This is a genomic window from Chloroflexota bacterium, assembly GCA_026389585.1.
GTDB lineage: Bacteria > Chloroflexota > Dehalococcoidia > UBA2247 > RBG-13-53-26 > JAPLHP01.
This window is the reverse complement of the sequence record JAPLHP010000030.1, coordinates 15,865-34,283: the sequence shown is the minus strand read 5'-3', so window position 1 is coordinate 34,283 and position 18,419 is coordinate 15,865. Positions and strand designations below refer to the sequence as shown.

The following is an 18,419-nucleotide window of genomic DNA, read 5'->3' as shown; positions in this document are numbered from 1 at the left end:
ACATGGGGCATTGGCCCAAGGTAGGCATGGTGATGGCTAGAAGTGACATTTGACATTGTGTATGTAGCAACAGCCCTGCCGGACATGCTTGAGGCAACGAGGAAGATGGGCCCAGGGATTGTCAGAGCCACACTAGGAGCAACCAGGGAGTTCCTCGTGGTTCTTGAGAAGGGGAACTTTTGTGAGCGTAGGCGTCAGGTCAGCTCTTGATCTTAACCTATTAGACCAGCAGGACCTGAGGGCTTATATTATCAACGCCCATCACTGCCTGCTCAAGGCGGTGGACAAGCTAATGCTCGATCTTCATCAAGAGCCCTCGAAGATAGAGCGGAGGTCGAGGGGTTTCCTGGGGATTTCGTAAGGGAGAAAAATGCCGTCCTTCAATTGTATTAGATGCGGACAGCAAAACAACCTTAACCTGTATGGCTACGGCGGTAGCTTTAAGGGAAAATTGACTTGTCAGAGTTGCAGAGCAGTTCATAGAGCACAAATGGAGGGTCACAACCTCATTGCTTTGGAATTAGCGGGATTTGATTCTATTCAACTACCACCAAATGTGCCCAGAGAGGCAAGAGAAGATTATCATGAAGCCCAGCGCTGTTCTCAAGTCGACGCCTATAAGGGTGTAGTAACTTTGTGTCGCCGCGCTCTACAGATCGCAGTCGAGTCTGTCGAGTCTAAAGAAGCAGATAAGAAAGGCAGCCTTAGAGACAAGATAGACAAATTAGCTCAGCAAGAAGTGATTTCTTCAGATTTTGCGAGCCTAGCTCATGGCATTCGTTTTTTTGGAAATTACGGCGCTCACCCACAAGAAGACGAACTTAAGCAAATAACGAAGGTGGAAGCTGAAACCACCTTTTACCTGACAGGACAATTGCTTAGTCGATTGTTTAAACTATCTGAGACCTCGACTGGTGATTGGCAAAAAGTGGAATAGGAATACTAAAAACTGGTCAAGATAAGCGGAAGCAAGAAAAACCTCGGGGTTTCGAGAGGTCTGTAGTCTGGTGGCTAGAATGGATGGATCAAGCGCGGCTGAACAAGTCCATTGCTTAACTATGCTCGATCGGTCTTCGCGCCGGCAGCAGTGTCGTTCGACATTCTGGCTTGCGGTTAGGTTCCTGTACTGCACGAAGTGACGAATTGTATCCTTTCGCCACGTTTTTCGTCTGCGGGCCAAAAAATCTTACGGGCAGAATCGTTTAGAACTATCGTCTTGAGGATATAAGCTTCTGAGGATCTCTCTTGATTTTTCTATGGACTCCTTGGCATCTTTCTTATACTTGTACAGAATTCCTGCTGTGCCTTTTTTAAGATCGACTCCATCACCACTGATATATCCCCTTTTTATCCGAATTGGAGGACTGCCTCTAAACTCAGCTAACGGAACAAACTCGTCTCGTGGGGAAATGCTAAGTAAATCTTGCGGTTCCTCTTCCACTAACAAGTGGATATGCTGAACTCTCAAATCATTTACGACATTAGATAACTCTATCACCTTACTTGTCACAAGCCGTCTGTTGTCATCCTTCAAGAAACGTATCAGATTGCCTAACATAGGCTTCTCGAACCTTTTCTTTAGCTCTCTTTCTAGCCGCTTGTCCTTTATCTTAAGCCTTAATGCTCCCTCCAGCATGGTCGCTGACAGAAAGATACAACCCCTAAAATGGCCATGAATATATGCCATCGATGCGTCGTTCCAAAGTCGAGGTATGGTGTCTATCAGGGCATCTTGCATGGGAGGAAGACTTACATCCGGTTCGGTGCCACCGACTCCGAGAGGACCCACTTCCCTAGCTCTCGAAACATATTCGTCCAAGTGCATGAAAAACATATTCGCCAAACTTTCATCGTCGTCCATGGTATATTCTTGATTTTCTCTTATCAACTGTATTTTTGTAGACACCCTTCGTTCGAGTTGTCTCAGATTCGCTTGAAGACCAGAGTACCACTCCGAGTGGGCGTTCAAGATTTCCTGCCTGCTTAGTTTGAGATGTTCTGTTCGCATCTTTATCTCCTTACCGCTACAACAGCGGTTAGACATCTCGACCAATTCTTAAATGATGCTCACACCTCATTGTAATGCAGTGTCTTCTGGACCTCAAGAACGGAAATCACCAGCTGGATCTAGACGGTCTCGACTGGCGGATAGCTCGATGAATAAGAATCGATTCCATTACGTTTGTATTTTCACTGTCCTGATAGTGTGGCTGGTATAGCCTATCCAGCGTACGGATAGTAATATTGATAATCCTGACCTATAGGAATTACCACAAGCCTCCTGTCACATATGAGAGTAAAATATGAGAACTTTGCTGTTTGCCAGGACGATGAAATGGGGATTTGTAAACATTTGTCCAGATTGTACACATTTGAACATAGACTGGGAGGCATTGACATACGAGACGCAGATCAAACGTCTGACGCCCGAGTCTCCTGATAGTGTAAGCATCCCCCAACTGGTAAACTGGATAATCAGAGAAGTGCAATCTTATGAAGAGTGAGGCACCAAAGACCGGAAGGTTGCGGATTTCCAATGCGCAACCAGTTGCGCTTCAGCAAGCATGCCATGCCGCAGCCGCCCACTTGTTTCATCAATCACCGATTTGCTCCACTGGCAGTAGTCCAAAGAAAGACCAGACGTGAACCCGACCCTCACCAAGGCTGTTATTGTCGTCACATTTGCGCTGTTGTTCTATTCAGTCGCAGTGGTGACTGAGCAAAGGAAGTCGTTGATATCGAAGCGGGTTCTATTCTTCCTGACCGGTGGGGTTTGTCTTGATATAACCTCGACTATCCTGATGATATTGGGGGCTCGGAAGACTCCTCTGACGGTTCATGGCGTCATCGGATACACTGCGCTTCTGGCAATGCTCGTCGATGCGGCGCTGATTTGGAGATGCTGGCTCAGCACATTCTTTGTCAGGAAATGCCTCTGGGGTTGACCTGACAATATCTCTAGAAGGACAACCATTTGCGTTCTTTCAAACGTTCATAAATCTTCTTCGAGACTCTGTAAGGCTTCCCTACAAATGGCAACTCTTCAATGATTGGCTCAAATACAAAGACTCCGTCTTTGACTAGTTCCTTGTGACTCAGGTTGAAACTGTCAATGAGCATCATCAGTAGACAGCAGAGATCGTAAGTCTCGTAGTATTCACTCTTGGAGTACCTGGACAAGGCATTGTACCTAGTTTCTGCAAAGGCTTCCAGAAACTCGTCGGGCATTGATCTGGACGCTGTCTTGAACGCATATGCCATCCTGACTTCAAACTGTTGCATGTTGCGGATACCGGTTTTCTTTCGATTCGCCATTGTGTATTCTGGCCTGTCATTCGCACGACAGTGCTCCAACAGCCTTTTGGGAATCTGATGCACCAGGGGGGAATTGCAGTCAATTAGGAGCTTGTATACTTCGGGGTATGTTCGGGCTGTGAATGGGAGAGCACCAGACTCGTGTTCGTATACCCAAAGACCGCTCTTCTGTTCTACCTGGAGTGTCAAGAAAGCTAATGTCGAGCTTATTCTATTCTCAAGTTGCGCCCTGAGATCATCATAATCACCAGACTTCAAAGCCAAATGGAAGAGGTATGCCGCGTGTGCTGAACAAAGAATGTCAGAAGTTGTGTGCTTCTTGTCTGCTATCGGCCAACCACCGTCTCTATTCTGTATATCACTTGTCAAGAGTTTTCTTAGGATTTTGCTCTCAATGTCAGACCTTCGCTCCAGTAGCCGAAGGATTATCGCTGCCCCTACTGTGTGTCTGTAGGAAATGAATTCGTCGATTGGGCCAAAAGCTATCTTCTCGTGCATCGTGATGAAGAATTGGTTATCGCTGTGTTGAAGAAGCAATCGCTCTGCGAAGTCTCCGGCGATATTCACAGCCTGACGCATCTTGTCTTTTCGCTCCTCCAAAACTGGCCTGAAAACACTTTTGTACGATGATTGTGAGATGGAGTAACGGAGATACTGCAGGGTCTGGACGGCATTAAACGTCATGTAGAGTTCGGGTTTCTCTTTTAGAGGCTCTCCATCTTTTTGGACTGCAGCTCTCGTACTCTTGTCTCGGTTCCTTGCAAATTGTCCATGGAATACGCTTTTGCGGTTGGATTCCTGATCTTCCAGAAGCCTGTCCAGAATCTCCTCAAAGATGTACATGTAATTCCTCCAGTCCGAAGGGTCTTGCCGTTCGCAGTGTCTTCCAATCGACGTTCGTAGTATACTATTGCGACCGAATCCGGTCAATGGCGACATGTAAGCGGCAACACAACATCTGTATACTGTGAAAAGGCTGACTTGTTCTAGAGGTTGTGCCATGTCACAAGCTGTAGCTGGTCATGGCCTGTGGCGACAGCGACGGAATTGGCAGTCCAGAACAACGTCTCTCTGGAGCCGCTGGTCTTCAGGGAAGGTTGGTGCGGCTCGGTTCTACTATCCCCGTTTTGGCGCATTACGTTTGACGGTCAAACGCCAAAGCTCCTCCAAACCGTTGAATAATCGTCCAGAATGGTGAGTCACAATCCGTCGGAATGTTCAGGGTGTGTCAAAAACCGAGTCTGTTTAGCACGATGTGGGATACTGTGTGCGATGAGGCTAACACCCGACGCTGCTACGCTGACTTCATGCAGTCCAGAAGCTCTGTGGAAAACATCCTGAGCTTTGCCACTGCGGACGACGTGACTGGGCGTGAGTGAGCGATATCATTTCGGATTGGGTCTAACTCGCCTAGACGCACTTCAATGAAGCTCCGTTTCTTCAAGAACTTGACGAAAGCCTTCTGCCAGTTGTCCTCTTCGAGAATGATGCGGTGATAGTCGGAGAAGTCCAAGTAGTCAACAACATTTGTGGATGTCGGCGGATACCAAGGCCACATACTCTCGGAGCGCAACTTCCTTCTTTCGGCATTGTTTCTGATCTCCAGAGGCACGCGCTGCCACCAATCCTTGCCCACTTTGCTCAGCTCACGTTCAATGAATCTCCTTAGAGACACTTCAAGGTCTTTCAGAAGTTTCGCAGCATCTGGCGATGGCTCTGTACGTACTGACTTCGGCGAGGCTTGAGGAAGATTCGAGTTGTAGACAAGACCCTCTGCCTTCGTCGACTTCAGCTCAATAACGATGTGTTGAACTCGGGTCTCCAGCCTCTTGTATCTGTCAGACCGCTTCACTCGCTTGACCAGCTTGTCACTGTTGCCTGGGGCAGTCACCCCCGGCGCAGAGGTCGAAACCTGGCACAGAAAGCGAATGATATCGCTCTCCCATGCGGCAAAAAGCTCCTCATACTTGGTCATGATGGTTCGCCGGTTTTCGCTAACTTTGCCTGCAAGAAATGCTCTCGTCGCCTTCTTCCCAACTCTTCTCGCCTTCTTCATCCCGAGAATGTCAACAGCCAGTGCGCCCGCGCCCTCGGCAAGGATATCCCTGGTAACCACAGCTGCTGGCGTCTCAAGCTGGCCGAGTTCTTGGGAAAGTCCTCGAAGAATTCCATTCCCCTGAGAAATGAGGTCTTCAGCATGCATGTCTGGTGCCATGTCCATACTAATCACCTTGCCCGATAGATATTGTCAGCCTATTATAGGAAGCACAGATAACCTATTACAAGACGCGTATGCCAAACCAACTCTCCACCATATTCATCCAGGAAGCTCAGGTGGGTGTGTAAGTGTGCTCGCAAGCTCTGTAATTGTGGATATGGTGAGTGGCTGTGTTAGAATATGTCCAGTTGCCAGAATACTGGAGTGAGGTTTAGGTATGCTTCTACCATGCCAGAATGACCCTGGTGCTACAGCTCAAGTAAATCCTGCAATCGACCTGCTACGTAACCTTGATAGCAAGCACCCCGACGTTCTAAGCGCTCACGGTGTGGAGCCAGCCGACTACCATTCCAAACTGGTTTTTAGGTCTGCCATCGAGAGTATAAGAGGGACATATATCGCCTCATCACTAACTCAAAGACAAGGTTTGGTAGCTAACGTTTTTGAAACTATGAAGCAGATGAACCTTATCGCTGAATATCAGTTACAAGGGGCAGCCCAGAGATTCGATTTTCAAGTCATGCTGACATCCCAGCCCAAAGAAATGGTGGCTGTGGAGGTAAAGGGTGGAGAAGGAAACAGCATCAACATATCGGAAAGACCGCTTTGGGCAAACGAATTCATTCTTTGGTGTCATTTGGACGGGGCTATTGTCAACCAGCCATCCCATGGGGCAGCCGCAATTATCTTTAATCGCGTCGAGAACGAAATGGTAAAGCGTGGTAAGCACGTTGATGTCGTAGTGTTCAGAGATGCCAGGTGCAACACACCTCTTCGCCCGTGCCCCAAATACAAGAACAAACCACCAACCACAGTCCTTGGAGTTGCGCCAGACATCTTCCTGTTGCCTAGGGCAATACCGACAGAAGATGATCCGGAACCGAAGTCTCACGACTTGAACAATACTCAGTTACCAGCCAAGATTTTAGCTGCATACGGTGTGGCTCCAGGAGATTTTGATGAACATATATGGCAGGTAAATATTGCACTTGTCAAAGATGATAAAGGACGTATTTTACGGGAAACAAAGGTCTACCATAAGGGGAAGATGGTGGAATGGAGAAAGCCACGGAGATAAATGTGGAAGCGCTGCAAGCTGAACAACCGCGCTTGTTTCATGAAGAGCACATTGAGCTAGATGCACAACTTTGGTCTGGATCATTCAATGCCAGGGAAAGCTCAATGCATCAGTTGGCCCCCTATGTTGGGAAGTTGAAGTCAGGGATGGTTCGTGTGCTTATTGAGCTGTATTCCCGATCAGGTGATGTTGTTCTGGATCCTTTCTGCGGTGCCGGAGTGGTGCCACTGGAATGCGTCATTATGGATCGTCCTGCAGTAGCCAACGACCTCAGCCCATATGCCTATGTTATTACGAGAGGAAAACTATCTGCACCGTTCAGTAAGCAAGAGGCTTTGCACGAAGCAGAGGAAGCCCTACGAGAAATCGAGTCCCGTGTTCACACTGCTAGTGTTGATAATGTGCCCGACTGGGTTCGTAAGTTCTTCCACCCTGACACACTCAAGGAGATTGTTACTGCCTTCCAGGTACTTGAGGAAAGGCAGAACTACTTCCTTATGGCTTGCCTCTTGGGTATATTACACCACGTGCGCCCAGGGTTCCTTTCTTATCCTGCTAGTCACTTGACTCCTTATCTGCGCCTAAAAAAGTACCCTCCTGAAGAGTTCCCTGAGATGTACTCATACCGTGACCTCCGCTCCAGACTTATCGCCAAGGTAACACGAGCCTATCGTCGAACTGGCTTTACGCAGTCAAGAAACCAAACGACTTGGCAGGTATTACAAGAGAACACGATGAATTTGTCACTACCCTCAAATTCTATTGATGCTATTATCTCAAGCCCACCATATTTCGGTGCCCTGGACTATGCAAGAGATAATAGGCTCAGGCTGTGGTTTCTTGGCGTTCCCGATTGGAAAGGATTGGATCGTTCTTTAACAGCTAACGACCATGTATACATAACACAGATGAAGCAGTGCTTGAGGCAAATGGACAGAGTTCTCAAAGACGAGGCCTACTGTGTGCTTGTCCTTGGTGACGTTGAGCGGAACGGTGTGAAGAAACCTACGGCTCAGATCATTTCTGAACTAGCTCACGAGGTCAGCGATGGGCGTCTGGTGCAGAAGCTCATTTATACTGATGAGATCCCCGACATACGGCGCTCAAGGCGGCAGACGCGGACGACCAAGTACGAAAGAATACTAGTAATGCAAAAACTAAGTAGCTAACAGCTCTATTTCTCCGCTGCGCTGTCCCTTGCCTTTGTGTAGGAGCCGCCTTTTCCAGCCATAATCTCGCGGTTTGCAGCGATGAAAAACCGACTTACCTGAGGCGAAAACAAGACTTAACAAGACTGACTTTTGTTACCTCGTTTAACATCTTAGCGATTAGTGCAACGATTCCACTGCTCCAAAATGACAACTCCTCCCTGGAACTTAACAAAGATGTAGAATTGCCCAGTGCCAGAAGGACTCGGTTATGAGCCTTTTCCGAATATGCGGGACAAGAGGCCCTGAGGTTGCCCCAGCCACCTATCGAACTCCCTGGGGTTCTCTATGATAATCGTGGCACCTCTTCTCTGATATTTGACGGTCTGAGGAAGATATGACTGATAGTCATTGATTTCCCAGTGCTGCATATCGTCGTCAAATGTCACGAGTTTTCGATTTCCTTGCTCAGTGACTGCCGCCTTGTGCAGACCGTAGAGAAGGTCACGCCAATCCCTGCGTCCTGGGTCGTAAAGCTTCTCGACAGGTTCACCAGGGAAGAACTCTGGGAGCGGGCGTTTGGAGTATTCATATAGCTCCTTCATCACTGCTCTGGCCAACCCAAGTTCATCATCACTTGCGAATTCCTGATCGCTGAGGTGTTGAAGATACAAATAGGAAAACCATCTGAATACAGGGTTGTCTGTCGAAAACAGTCTTGCCAATTTCTCTTTGGCACCCTCCGTAGGTGAAAAATGAACATCAAAGTCTATTCGTTTCACACGAGATTTTGCCCACTCCTTAAGCCTAGGATTATTGGAAGCGATCACTATCTGAGGGCACACGTACTGATCGTTCCACCAGCGTTCCCAATAGGATTTGAACACGTCTTCAATTCCAGAAGTGCCAGACGAATCTACATCATCGAAGATCAGAGGGAAGGAAGAACCTGTTAGGGCGGCATTGGCAATCCTTGTCTTCGTGAAGTCGTGCCTCGACAGAGGCTCGATAGACTTTCCGGATAATAGCTTAAGCGAAAAGCGCAGGAAGGTAGATTTGCCATTCTGCGATGGTCCATAGATATATAGGAAGCGTGGACCTCGGGTGTCGACAGGGCCGAACTTGGCCCTTCTGGATTTCATATAGTCGTGTGCAAATGGAGTGAAGAACACGTATAGGAGGGCTTCAAACATGCTCCTCTTTGCAGACAGTGGGTCAGATGATTCGCCGAAGTCCACGGTTTGGAGATAGGCCTCCATCAGTCCCAGGGACTGGCTAACTAAGGTGGTATCGGAAGGTGCTTGGGTAAGCGATGACATTGGCACGTCAAGACCCAACAGTAGCTCACGTCGCTCGTGGGAGAGAATCAGCAACGGGATGTGATGCGTCTCATAGACGTAGCGAATGAAAGCGGAATTGCTCACCTGTATCTGGTTTTGACCAGCGGACACGGGTTTTAGCGGTGCGAGTTGTCGTTCAAACCGCTTCCTGTCCAGTGCTGAACCCTTCAGCTGCAGTACAGTTACTGGCTCCTCTTTGGTAGTGGAGGATTCGGCAACACTGAATGAGAGGTCATGGAAGAGCCGTCTCATCTCAATATTCTGGTCTTCAGAGGTAGCAGCGCCCTTGAGCCAAGCTTCAATCAGCCCTTTTCTATCTGTCACCCGGGACTCCTTAAGAAGGTTGCTCAAATCTTCCATGAAAAGGGTGCATCCATGAAGATGAGTTTCATAGTCACTCGTCAATTGCTGCAGAAAAGGATGACCTACAGGAATGTCCAGATACCACGCGTAGTTGATCTGCTTCTTGGCTTCTTGCGCCGTCGCCGTCAGATTGGCACTCGTTTGAATTACCCTAGTGACGTCGTCCCTCTGAAGAATGTAGAGTTTCGTATGTATTGTGCGAGTGGGAACAAAGACTCGCAAGACGCCCTGTTCTATCAGCCCGGCAAGCCGTTCTGTCACGTCCACACTTTTCTGTTCCAAATCCTTTCTATATGATTCAGAAAGGTTCTCTCCCACCAAAACCTCAACTTCTGTATAACCACGCTTGTCGAACAACTCTAGAAGCAAGTCTGGTGATACAACATACGAGATGGCCCGCATCCGTTTGAATCCTTCAAAAAGACCATCGAAGTCTGTCCTTCTGGCAATGACTCGTGTCTGTATCGGAGACAGTCCAGCAAAAAGGTCTCCCTGGCATGGGCTAGGACGCTGAGCACGTTTATGGAAGTCGGTCACTTCACCCTGCTTTTCGGTATGTCCAGATACCACTCGATCAGCTAACCTGGAATCAAATGCCTCGTCTTCTTCGCCTTGTTATGCAGTCCTGTTTCGCAGGTTGATTGACTTCAGGTGCATTACTGGGTTCAGTATTGCATGGTAACCGCGTCTTTGGCAATGGACTGAACGGCAGTATCTCTAACACCTCTCGATTTGATTTGTCTGACTGTCGTGGGGTCGAACTGGGACTCTGGTACCACTTCCCAGCCACAGTACCAATGTACGTCAGCCAACCCAATGGCATTCACTGGCCCATTCTCAATAGACTAGAGCAGACGTCTTCTCAAAAATCCTGGTTGCTCTAAGAATACTGGCCTGCCCCCTGAAAACTGGTCCAGGTGAAGTGCTCCCTCGTCACTAGCGGTACCTTGTAGAACTTCAGACTGTGTAGGGTTCTTCCACTGTGGCACTGTGGCCTCACCAAATGCTCCAGGACAAACGATGCTCTGTCGAGGGATACCGTCTCCCGCATAGGGAAGTGAACCTGAACCCCTTGACAGAGGTTTGTGGAAATAATATAGTGCCTTCGGATATAGAGGGACATATAGGAGCTGAAGCTAAGTGACGAAAGATAAATATACCTTCATAGTGGAGATGGTACCCACCCAAAAAGAGAAGCTGGACTTCCTCAGCTCTACCCTGAAGTTATCTCGCAGCGAAATTGTCCGTATGGCAATCGATTCGCTTACCTTGGATCTGGCAAAACAACTGCGAGTTGAGAAGCTGCGCAGGATGGCATTGCTGGTGGAAAATGGTAGCACTGCGGCAAGGCAGTTGCCTTTAGCGGAACCACTTCGGATTAAGAGGCATTACAAGAAGCGAATAGGCACAAAACGAAAGAGAGCCGGTGCTAGTAACACTGGCTCTCAAGATAGTGGGCTTAGAAGTGTCCCTCCCTCTTCCTCAATTGAAACTTAGCATGGGTCCAACAGACTGGGTGTTAGGATTTATGGTTGTGCTAAGTTAGGGTGGATGAGGGGCTAAAGCAATGGTGCTTGCTTCTCTTGAGCAGAGCGCCTTGGAGAGATTGCCCATAGGGCAAAACCCTACAGAACTGCCCGGGTATGGTACCGGTCAACTAGCTTTGAAGTTTAACGGCTGCCCATTCAAAACCGTCAAATTTAACCCCTGAGTTGAACACCAAGTTCAACCACCTTGGCACAAAGGGAAGTGCATCGTCATCATCATCTTCAGGAGGACAAACGCTATCTTTTGGTAATAACCAGTCCAGCATTTGCACCCCTCGCTCGTTAATCTGCCCCGTTAGTTTCACACCCTTACACGGAAGGGTAAACTTCGTGTATTGTGACCATATGACCAACAAGCTCAGGGAAGTAGAAATTCTCCTGAGCCAGGGTTCACTCAAGCCTTTTCTCATGCATCTCCTACCCTGACATTCCCGCGGAAGCGGGTATCCGGACGCTTCTTGGATGAGGAATGGTTCGGGGGAAACCAATGTGTTACAATAGATAAAGTTTTTGGAGTATAAGATTCTATCATGGTGCGGACAAATATCACTCCCAAGAATACAGAGTTTGTGATCCTCTCATTTGAGGGGCCAGATGCATATTCTATAGCAGGCGGCCTCGGGGTACGAGTGAATAACCTGTCGGCGACACTGGCGATGATGGGTTTTACCACACATCTCTTCTTTATCGGCGATCCGTATGCCCCGGGAGAGGAGACGAGATACCATGATAAGCTGATCCTGCATCGCTGGGGCCAGTGGATCAGCCAGCATCACCCCAATGGTGTCTATGATGGTGAGGAAGAGAAGCTTTATGATTTCAATGAATCCATCCCCTGGTTTGTCAAAGACCGCATCGTGAAGCCGGCAGTGGCTGAGGGTAGGCTGGTTGTTATCCTTGGGGAGGAGTGGCACACTGCGGAGGTGATGTGCCGCCTCAGCGATGTTCTCTATCACGATAGCCTCCGGGACAAAGTGGTGATGTTCTGGAATGCGAACAATACCTTCTCCTTCTATCGCATCAACTGGGGCAGGTTGAACTTCACTACCACTATCACCACGGTAAGCAAGTATATGAAGCACGTCATGTGGGGTATGGGCTTGAACCCGCTGGTTATTCCAAACGGCATACCGAAGAGCTTAATTCATAAGGTGGAGCCCGGTCTGGTCGACCAGATTAGAAATGCAATTGGTGCTGAGATCCTGCTGTGCAAGGTAGCCCGCTGGGACCCGGATAAGCGCTGGCACCAGGCTGTGGAAGCGACAGCCCGCCTGAAGGGGAGGGGTTGCCAGACTACGTTGCTGGCCAGAGGTGGGATAGAGCCTCACCGTCAGGAGATAATTGACAGTGCTCGTTCTCTGGGCCTTGTTTGGAAAGAAACGACCACAGGCACGCGTTCTTATGATGCTTACATGGCTGCGTTACGGGAGGCCTCTCCCGCTGATATCATTGACATCAGATTTCAGTTGCCTTCAGACTTCCTACAGGTGCTCTACTGTGCGGCTGATGGCGTGCTGGCTAACAGCGGGCGCGAGCCGTTCGGCCTGGTTGGGCTGGAGGCAATGGCCGCCGGTGGGATTGTCTTTACGGGGTCTACCGGAGAGGATTACGCGATCCCCTTCGTAAACTCCTTTGTGCTGGAGACAGCGGACTCAATGGAGATTGTGAACCATGTGCTGTATCTCCAGGAATACCCTGAGGAGGGTGAGAGGATGCGGCGTGCTGCGAGGCATACTGCTACGCAATTCACGTGGGAAGAAGCGGTGCAGAACCTGATCAGCAAGCTAGTGAACCAGGCCAGGATGCAGGGTGCCCTCAAGGGGAAGCCTGCGCCCTGTGTGGCAGACTCCATACCACTCAGGGTGCCACCTGAATTGCTGCCAACAACGCTGAAGAAGGGTGTATGAGAGGCTAAGGAGATCATGGCAGAAAACCTGGTGATCTATGCTGTCGTGCACCAGCCCAGGCGTCTGAAGCTTCCGGCACAGCCTATTCCATCTGGTGCCACCCCTGCTGATATTGAGAATTGTCTCTTCGATGAGGCAATGAATGAGGCGTATCTCCACAAGGTAGCGACCTGGTGCTACTATCCTGCTGCTGAGATGTTCCTCGAACTTGCCAGACAGGGGATGAAGTTCTCGATAGGGTTCTCGGTCTCCTTCCTCAGGCAGGCCGAGGCCTGGGATCGGAAGCTGTTTCAGCTTTTCCGCGAGCTGGCAGCCCAGCCTGCCGTGGAACTGGTGAACGTTGAGCCCTACCACAGCTTTCTGCCGCTCTTGGATGTGCCTGCCTTTGCCAGGCGGATGTCCTGGTCCCGCGATCACCTGGAGAAGGTCATGGGCAAGAGGCCGGAGGTGACCGACACCACGGAGATGCTTATGTCCGATACTATCTATCATGCTCTGGATAGCGTTGGCTTCAGCGGCGCCTTTCTTGACGGACGGCCCTGGGTGATGGAGTGGCGCGAGCCGACTCACCTTTACCATAAAGGGAAGGGTCTGATGCTGCTGCCGCGGCACTATGAGCTGAGTGACGATGTGGGTTATCGCTTCTCCAATAAGGGGTGGTGGGGTTATCCTTTGATGGCTGACAGGTATGCTCAGTGGCTGAGGGATGCGTGGGGTGATTTTGTCACCTTGGCCTGGGATTTCGAGACCTTCGGTGAACATCATTCGCGGGATACCGGCATATTTGACTTCATGCGGTGTCTGCCCGGGGAGCTCGCGAAGCGGAAGATGATGACGCTGACACCCAGCGAGGCGATAGCGCAGTACCGCGAACAGAGTCACTACCTGCCTTTGTCAACCTTCCCCTCCACCTGGGCGGGGCAAGGAGGCATGGAATTCTTCCTGGGCAATTCGGCTCAGGAGGCGGTATTCCAGTTGATGATGCAGGCGTACAGCAAGGCCCTGCTGACCAAGAACCAGAGGATAATCGATCTGGCCCTCTGGCTGGCTCAGTCCGACAACCTGCATCTCATCCAGTGGTTCGGCCGCTCCGGATCGGAGGCCGAGGTATCGGCCTACTTCACACCGAAGGAGTGGTGGCGGCTGGGACCCTATGGCATCATCTGGGAGATACAGCAGGTATACAAGAACTTCATCCGGGCGCTGGACGCCTACCTGTAGGGTAAGTGAATGAAGCGAATTCACCAGCTAGACTTCTACCCGTAGTGCTGGTCAGACGGTAGGACAGAAACCACACATGAGTACCCTTCGCTGGAAGATCCCCGAACGTATAGGCAGACTCGAAGAGTTCGGCAATAATATGTGGTGGAGCTGGCACCATCGGGGGCGGGACGTTTTTCGGGCTCTGGACTATGTTCTGTGGAGGGTTAGTGGGCACAACCCGGTGAAGCAGCTTCGAGACATCAGTCAAGAGAGGTTACTGCATGTTGCTGCTGATCCCGAGTTCCTCAAGCTTTATGATTCTGTGATGGCTGAGTTCGACGCCGAGATGGCCATACAGGATACTTGGTTCAGTGCTCATTATCCACATCTGCTAAGTGGCCCCGTGGCTTACTTTTCGATGGAATTCGCCATTCACAATTCCCTCCCTATCTATGCCGGTGGACTGGGGGTCTTGGCTGGCGATACGTGCAAGGAGGCTAGTGACATAGGGCTGCCATTTGTGTGCATTGGCTTCATGTACCCTCAGGGGTATTTTCATCAGCATATCTCGGCTGCTGGCATGCAGGAGGAAATCTACAAGCAGTTGGATTTTGATGAAGCACCGGTGAGTCCCGTTCTTGGTCCTGATGGGCAAAGATTGCTGGTGAGGGTTGATCTGGGTTCGGGGTCTTTGCTAATCGCTGTGTGGCAGGTTCGGGTGGGTCGGGTGAATGTATATCTTCTGGATACTAATGTGGAAGACAATGAGCCGCACCAGCGGAGGCTATCGGCCCGACTCTATGTTGCTGATCAGGAAGTACGCTTGCAGCAAGAGATCGTCCTTGGCATGGGTGGGGTGCATGTCCTGCGGGCGCTGGGTATTAAGCCTGCTATCTGGCATGCCAATGAAGGACACACAGCTTTTATGATGCTGGGGCGCATCAGGGAGGAGATTGAGAAAGGGAGGTCTTTTGCTGATGCTGTCCAGAGGGTTCGCGCAACGACAGTTTTTACCACTCATACGCCTGTACCTGCAGGCCAGGATGTTTTCTCCATACACCTTGTAGAGAAGTATCTCGATAGATATTGTGAATCCCTTGGGATCAGCCGACAGGAGTGCCTGGCGTTGGGGCAACAATTTGGTACGGATGATCAGGGCTACAATATGGCTGTGCTTGCCATGAGAACGGCTGATCATCGGAATGCCGTGAGCCGACTGCATTCTGGGGTGGCAAGGAAGATGTGGCATGGCCTCTGGCCAGAGGTTGAAGAGGAGCATGTGCCTATTGAGTATGTTACCAACGGTGTACATGTGCCTACCTGGATTGCTGGGGAGATAGGCGACCTCTACGAGGAGTATCTTGCCGGGGATTGGATGGAGAGACATGATGATGTGAGTCTCTGGGAGAGTGTTAAGGATATACCTGATGAGGAGCTGTGGAGAGTGCGTTGTATCCTCAGACGCAAGCTTATTGGTGGCATACTGGAATCAGCTCAGGTAGCCTGGGCCAAAGGTGACGTGGAACCCCAACATCTGGTAGCTATAGGAGCCTTACTTCACCCGGATGTATTGACTATAGGGTTTGTGCGCCGATTTGCTGAATATAAGCGGCCAGCGCTGATCTTCCATGATGTCGATCGATTGAAGCAGATCGTGAGGAATGCTTTGCGGCCGGTCCAGATAGTCTTTGCCGGCAAGTCCCATCCTGCTGATTCTCCCTCGAAACATCTGGTACAGAGAGTGTTCTCTTCGGCCACAGATCGGGATTTTATGGGCCGAATTGCCTTTGTCGAGGACTATGATATGCATATGGCCCATTACCTAACACAAGGTGTAGACGTCTGGCTCAATACACCGCGGCGACTGAATGAGGCTTGTGGCACCAGTGGTATGAAAGCCTGTCTCAATGGTGTTCTGCACCTGAGCGTTCGCGACGGTTGGTGGGACGAGGGCTACAATGGTGCCAATGGTTGGGCCATTGGTCAGATTGTTAAGCCAGAAAACCCGGAAGAAGAGGATACGATGGATGCTGAGTCCATCTATTCCCTGCTGGAAAAGGACATAGTCCCTCTGTTTTACACAAGAGACAGGAAAGGTGTGCCAGTTGGGTGGGTCCGCATGGTCAAGGAAGCTATCCGGTCGGTGTCACCTGCTTTCTGTACCCGTCGTATGATGAATGAGTACTGTGAACGGCTCTTGGGTCCGGCTGCCAGACAGGCAAGCCGCAAGGGAAGGGTGCAAGGGTAGGAAGAGCTAAACCCACCGTCGGGAGTACAGCCAGGTGTATGTGGTGAGTGAAGATACCCACCATCCATAGGCTGGGAGGATAAATGGAGATCAACGTTCTTGGCGTAAGTGGTAGCCCCATTAAAGAGGGTAATACCGAGGTCTTTCTTAGAGAGGCGCTGAAGACGGCTGAAGGCTTGGGCAATGTGAGCACGGAATTGATCCGCTTGGCGGGTAAAAACATTAGTGATTGCCGGCACTGCAACTGGTGCACTGCTAAGCAGGAAGAGGGCCGTTTCTGTGCTTTGCAGGACGACATGCTGGAGATATATCCCAGGATGATTAAGGCTGATGCACTGCTCTTGGCAACCCCGACCTATGCTGGCCGACTATCTGGATATATGGCTGTCTTCCTGGACAGATTCCGGGCACTCGTTCTGGGCAAACACTACCGTGGGGCGCTCAAAGGCAAGGTGGGTGGAGCTATGACAGTTGCTTGGATGAGAAACGCTGGTCCTGAAACCACCCTGCTTAGCGTGATCACCCCTTTTCTCATGTGGGGGATGGTGGTGGTTAGCCCTGGCGAAGGCTCCTGTCAGTTTGGGGCTGTTGGCTTATCGAGCGACGGTGGAACGGGGAGATTTGATGCACAGGAGAGACTTGGTGTATTGAAGGATGAGGTGGGCATGAAATCAGCCCATACCTTGGCCAGGCGCATGGTGGAGATGACGTTTATACTCAAGGCGGGGAGGGAGGCCGGGGAGATTACTTCTACCTACTTGATGACCTCAAGACCGTCCATGTACGGCAGCAGTGCGTCAGGTACCAGTATGCTGCCGTCAGATTGTTGGTAGCTCTCCAACACTGAGATGAGAACCCGTGGCAAGGCCAGGCCTGAGCCATTCAGGGTCTGCAAAAACTGAGGTTTAGCTCCGGGCTCGGATCGGTAGCGAATATTGGCCCTTCGTGCCTGGAAATCGGTGCAATTGCTGCAACTGCTAACCTCCAGCCACTCCTGGCAGCCAGGGGCCCATAACTCAATATCGTAGCTCTTGGCGGAAGCAAAACCAAGGTCTCCGGTGCAGAGCTGTACCACGCGGTAGGTTAGGTCTAGCCTGCGGCAGACCTCCTCTACATTCTTGACCATCTTCTCCAGTTCATCCATGGAGTGGTCGGGGTCGGTGAACTTGTAGAGTTCCACCTTGTCAAACTGGTGCCCCCGTTTTATGCCGCGGGTATCCTTGCCGGCGGCCATTTTCTCACGGCGGAAGCAGGCAGAATAAGCTACATAGTACAGGGGAAGAGTGCCAGCCTCGAGGACTTCGTCACGATGAAGGTTTGTCAGAGGTACTTCTGCGGTGGGGATGAACCAGAAGTCATCTTCAACGTCATGGTAAAGGTTGTCAGCGAATTTGGGCAGATTGGATGACCCTATCATGCATTCCTGTTTTACCATGTACGGCGGATAGATCTCAGTGTAGCCATGTTCACTGATATGAAGGTGCAGCATGAAGCTGATGAGCGCTCGCTGCAGACGGGCTCCGGGGCCCTTGAGTACATAGAACCGCGTGCCACTTAGCTTTACTCCTCTCTGGAAGTCAATGATGTCCAGCGCTTCACCTAGATCCCAGTGTGGCAGTGGAGGAAAATCAAACTGGCGGGGCTCGCCCCAGCTTCGTACTATTATGTTGTCAGAGGCATCCTTACCGATGGGGACGCTGGAATCGGGAATATTGGGCACGCGGAGCAAGAGATCGTGTAGCCTTTCCTCGATGGGCTGGACCTCGGCTTCTGCCAGCTTGATTTGTTCGCGGATGTTGGCCAGTTCCCCGGTCGCACCTTCGGACGTTGTGCCTTCTGTTGTATCAGCAGTCCCTGTCTTCAGCCTGCCATATTCCTTGCTCCCCTGTTTGCGCTGTGACCGCAGCGATTCCACCTCAAATAACAGCTTGCGGTGCTGTTCATCGAGAGCCAGGATCTCATCCAGCGGTGCACTATCATGCCGCTTCTCCATGGCCGCTCTCACTGCCTCTGGGTTCTGTCTGATAAACTGAATGCTCAACATTGCTTGTG

General features: G+C 50.5%; 15 protein-coding genes. 10 read left to right on the top strand and 5 right to left on the bottom strand.

Features of this window, described 5'->3' with window-relative positions; genetic code table 11:
- The first annotated feature begins 181 nt into the window (after positions 1-181).
- Together NTZ04_02495 and NTZ04_02490 are read left to right on the top strand one after the other, a co-directional pair.
- Positions 182-361, top strand: a complete 180-nt coding sequence (locus tag NTZ04_02495) for a hypothetical protein (protein MCX5991190.1) — start codon at positions 182-184, stop codon at positions 359-361.
- A gap of 129 nt (positions 362-490) precedes the next feature.
- Complete coding sequence (locus NTZ04_02490; GenBank protein ID MCX5991189.1) at positions 491-937, top strand: DUF4145 domain-containing protein; 447 nt, start codon at positions 491-493, stop codon at positions 935-937.
- 249 nt (positions 938-1,186) lie between these two features.
- On the opposite strand, the gene NTZ04_02485 is transcribed toward NTZ04_02490, so the two are convergent.
- Positions 1,187-2,008, bottom strand: a complete 822-nt coding sequence (locus tag NTZ04_02485; GenBank protein MCX5991188.1) for a hypothetical protein — start codon at positions 2,006-2,008, stop codon at positions 1,187-1,189.
- 634 nt (positions 2,009-2,642) lie between these two features.
- Between NTZ04_02485 and NTZ04_02480 the strand changes: the two genes are divergently transcribed.
- Positions 2,643-2,945 carry a hypothetical protein gene (locus tag NTZ04_02480; protein MCX5991187.1) on the top strand — a complete coding sequence of 101 codons (303 nt, stop codon included), beginning with the start codon at positions 2,643-2,645 and terminating at the stop codon, positions 2,943-2,945.
- Positions 2,946-2,958: 13 nt separating this feature from the next.
- On the opposite strand, the gene NTZ04_02475 is transcribed toward NTZ04_02480, so the two are convergent.
- Together NTZ04_02475 and NTZ04_02470 are read right to left on the bottom strand one after the other, a co-directional pair.
- Complete coding sequence (locus tag NTZ04_02475; GenBank protein ID MCX5991186.1) at positions 2,959-4,158, bottom strand: hypothetical protein; 1,200 nt, start codon at positions 4,156-4,158, stop codon at positions 2,959-2,961.
- Between the two features lie 451 nt (positions 4,159-4,609).
- Positions 4,610-5,536 (bottom strand): Swt1 family HEPN domain-containing protein, encoded by a 927-nt coding sequence (locus NTZ04_02470; protein MCX5991185.1) that lies wholly within the window; start codon positions 5,534-5,536, stop codon positions 4,610-4,612.
- Positions 5,537-5,750: 214 nt separating this feature from the next.
- Here NTZ04_02470 and NTZ04_02465 point away from each other — a divergent pair, with 214 nt between their 5' ends.
- Both NTZ04_02465 and NTZ04_02460 read left to right on the top strand, forming a co-directional pair.
- The gene (locus NTZ04_02465) at positions 5,751-6,611 is read left to right on the top strand and encodes a hypothetical protein (GenBank protein ID MCX5991184.1); all 861 of its coding nucleotides are present in this window, start codon (positions 5,751-5,753) and stop codon (positions 6,609-6,611) included.
- Positions 6,590-7,780, top strand: coding sequence for a DNA adenine methylase (locus NTZ04_02460; protein MCX5991183.1), 1,191 nt, complete (start codon positions 6,590-6,592; stop codon positions 7,778-7,780). Before NTZ04_02465 ends, NTZ04_02460 begins: the two co-directional genes overlap by 22 nt.
- A 248-nt stretch (positions 7,781-8,028) precedes the next feature.
- Here the strand turns inward: NTZ04_02460 and NTZ04_02455 are convergent, their stop codons facing one another.
- On the bottom strand, positions 8,029-9,999 hold the full coding sequence (locus tag NTZ04_02455) for a hypothetical protein (GenBank protein MCX5991182.1): 1,971 nt from the start codon (positions 9,997-9,999) through the stop codon (positions 8,029-8,031).
- Between the two features lie 603 nt (positions 10,000-10,602).
- Here NTZ04_02455 and NTZ04_02450 point away from each other — a divergent pair.
- The 5 genes from NTZ04_02450 (at position 10,603) to NTZ04_02430 (ending at position 17,200) form a co-directional block, all read left to right on the top strand.
- Complete coding sequence (locus NTZ04_02450; protein MCX5991181.1) at positions 10,603-10,959, top strand: hypothetical protein; 357 nt, start codon at positions 10,603-10,605, stop codon at positions 10,957-10,959.
- 580 nt (positions 10,960-11,539) lie between these two features.
- A complete protein-coding gene (locus tag NTZ04_02445) occupies positions 11,540-12,916 on the top strand; it encodes a glycosyltransferase (GenBank protein ID MCX5991180.1) in 1,377 nt (458 codons plus the stop codon).
- 15 nt (positions 12,917-12,931) lie between these two features.
- The gene (locus NTZ04_02440; protein ID MCX5991179.1) at positions 12,932-14,137 is read left to right on the top strand and encodes a glycoside hydrolase; all 1,206 of its coding nucleotides are present in this window, start codon (positions 12,932-12,934) and stop codon (positions 14,135-14,137) included.
- Positions 14,138-14,213: 76 nt separating this feature from the next.
- Positions 14,214-16,367, top strand: coding sequence for an alpha-glucan family phosphorylase (gene glgP / locus NTZ04_02435; protein MCX5991178.1), 2,154 nt, complete (start codon positions 14,214-14,216; stop codon positions 16,365-16,367).
- An 83-nt stretch (positions 16,368-16,450) separates the two neighbouring features.
- Positions 16,451-17,200 carry a flavodoxin family protein gene (locus NTZ04_02430; GenBank protein ID MCX5991177.1) on the top strand — a complete coding sequence of 250 codons (750 nt, stop codon included), beginning with the start codon at positions 16,451-16,453 and terminating at the stop codon, positions 17,198-17,200.
- Here the strand turns inward: NTZ04_02430 and serS are convergent.
- A complete protein-coding gene (gene serS / locus NTZ04_02425; GenBank protein MCX5991176.1) occupies positions 17,122-18,411 on the bottom strand; it encodes a serine--tRNA ligase in 1,290 nt (429 codons plus the stop codon). The two genes, NTZ04_02430 and serS, sit on opposite strands and share 79 nt — an antisense overlap.
- Positions 18,412-18,419: the final 8 nt, after the last annotated feature.

What these genes read in the sequence shown, in the direction of transcription:
- NTZ04_02445 (MCX5991180.1), top strand. Translation starts at nt 11,540, where the DNA reads ATGGTGCGGACAAATATCACTCCCAAGAATACAGAGTTTGTGATCCTC.
- NTZ04_02485 (MCX5991188.1), bottom strand. Translation starts at nt 2,008, where the DNA reads ATGCGAACAGAACATCTCAAACTAAGCAGGCAGGAAATCTTGAACGCC.
- NTZ04_02470 (MCX5991185.1), bottom strand. Translation starts at nt 5,536, where the DNA reads ATGGACATGGCACCAGACATGCATGCTGAAGACCTCATTTCTCAGGGG.
- serS (MCX5991176.1), bottom strand. Translation starts at nt 18,411, where the DNA reads ATGTTGAGCATTCAGTTTATCAGACAGAACCCAGAGGCAGTGAGAGCG.
- NTZ04_02430 (MCX5991177.1), top strand. Translation starts at nt 16,451, where the DNA reads ATGGAGATCAACGTTCTTGGCGTAAGTGGTAGCCCCATTAAAGAGGGT.
- glgP (MCX5991178.1), top strand. Translation starts at nt 14,214, where the DNA reads ATGAGTACCCTTCGCTGGAAGATCCCCGAACGTATAGGCAGACTCGAA.
- NTZ04_02440 (MCX5991179.1), top strand. Translation starts at nt 12,932, where the DNA reads ATGGCAGAAAACCTGGTGATCTATGCTGTCGTGCACCAGCCCAGGCGT.
- NTZ04_02475 (MCX5991186.1), bottom strand. Translation starts at nt 4,158, where the DNA reads ATGTACATCTTTGAGGAGATTCTGGACAGGCTTCTGGAAGATCAGGAA.
- NTZ04_02460 (MCX5991183.1), top strand. Translation starts at nt 6,590, where the DNA reads ATGGAGAAAGCCACGGAGATAAATGTGGAAGCGCTGCAAGCTGAACAA.
- NTZ04_02490 (MCX5991189.1), top strand. Translation starts at nt 491, where the DNA reads ATGGAGGGTCACAACCTCATTGCTTTGGAATTAGCGGGATTTGATTCT.
- NTZ04_02465 (MCX5991184.1), top strand. Translation starts at nt 5,751, where the DNA reads ATGCTTCTACCATGCCAGAATGACCCTGGTGCTACAGCTCAAGTAAAT.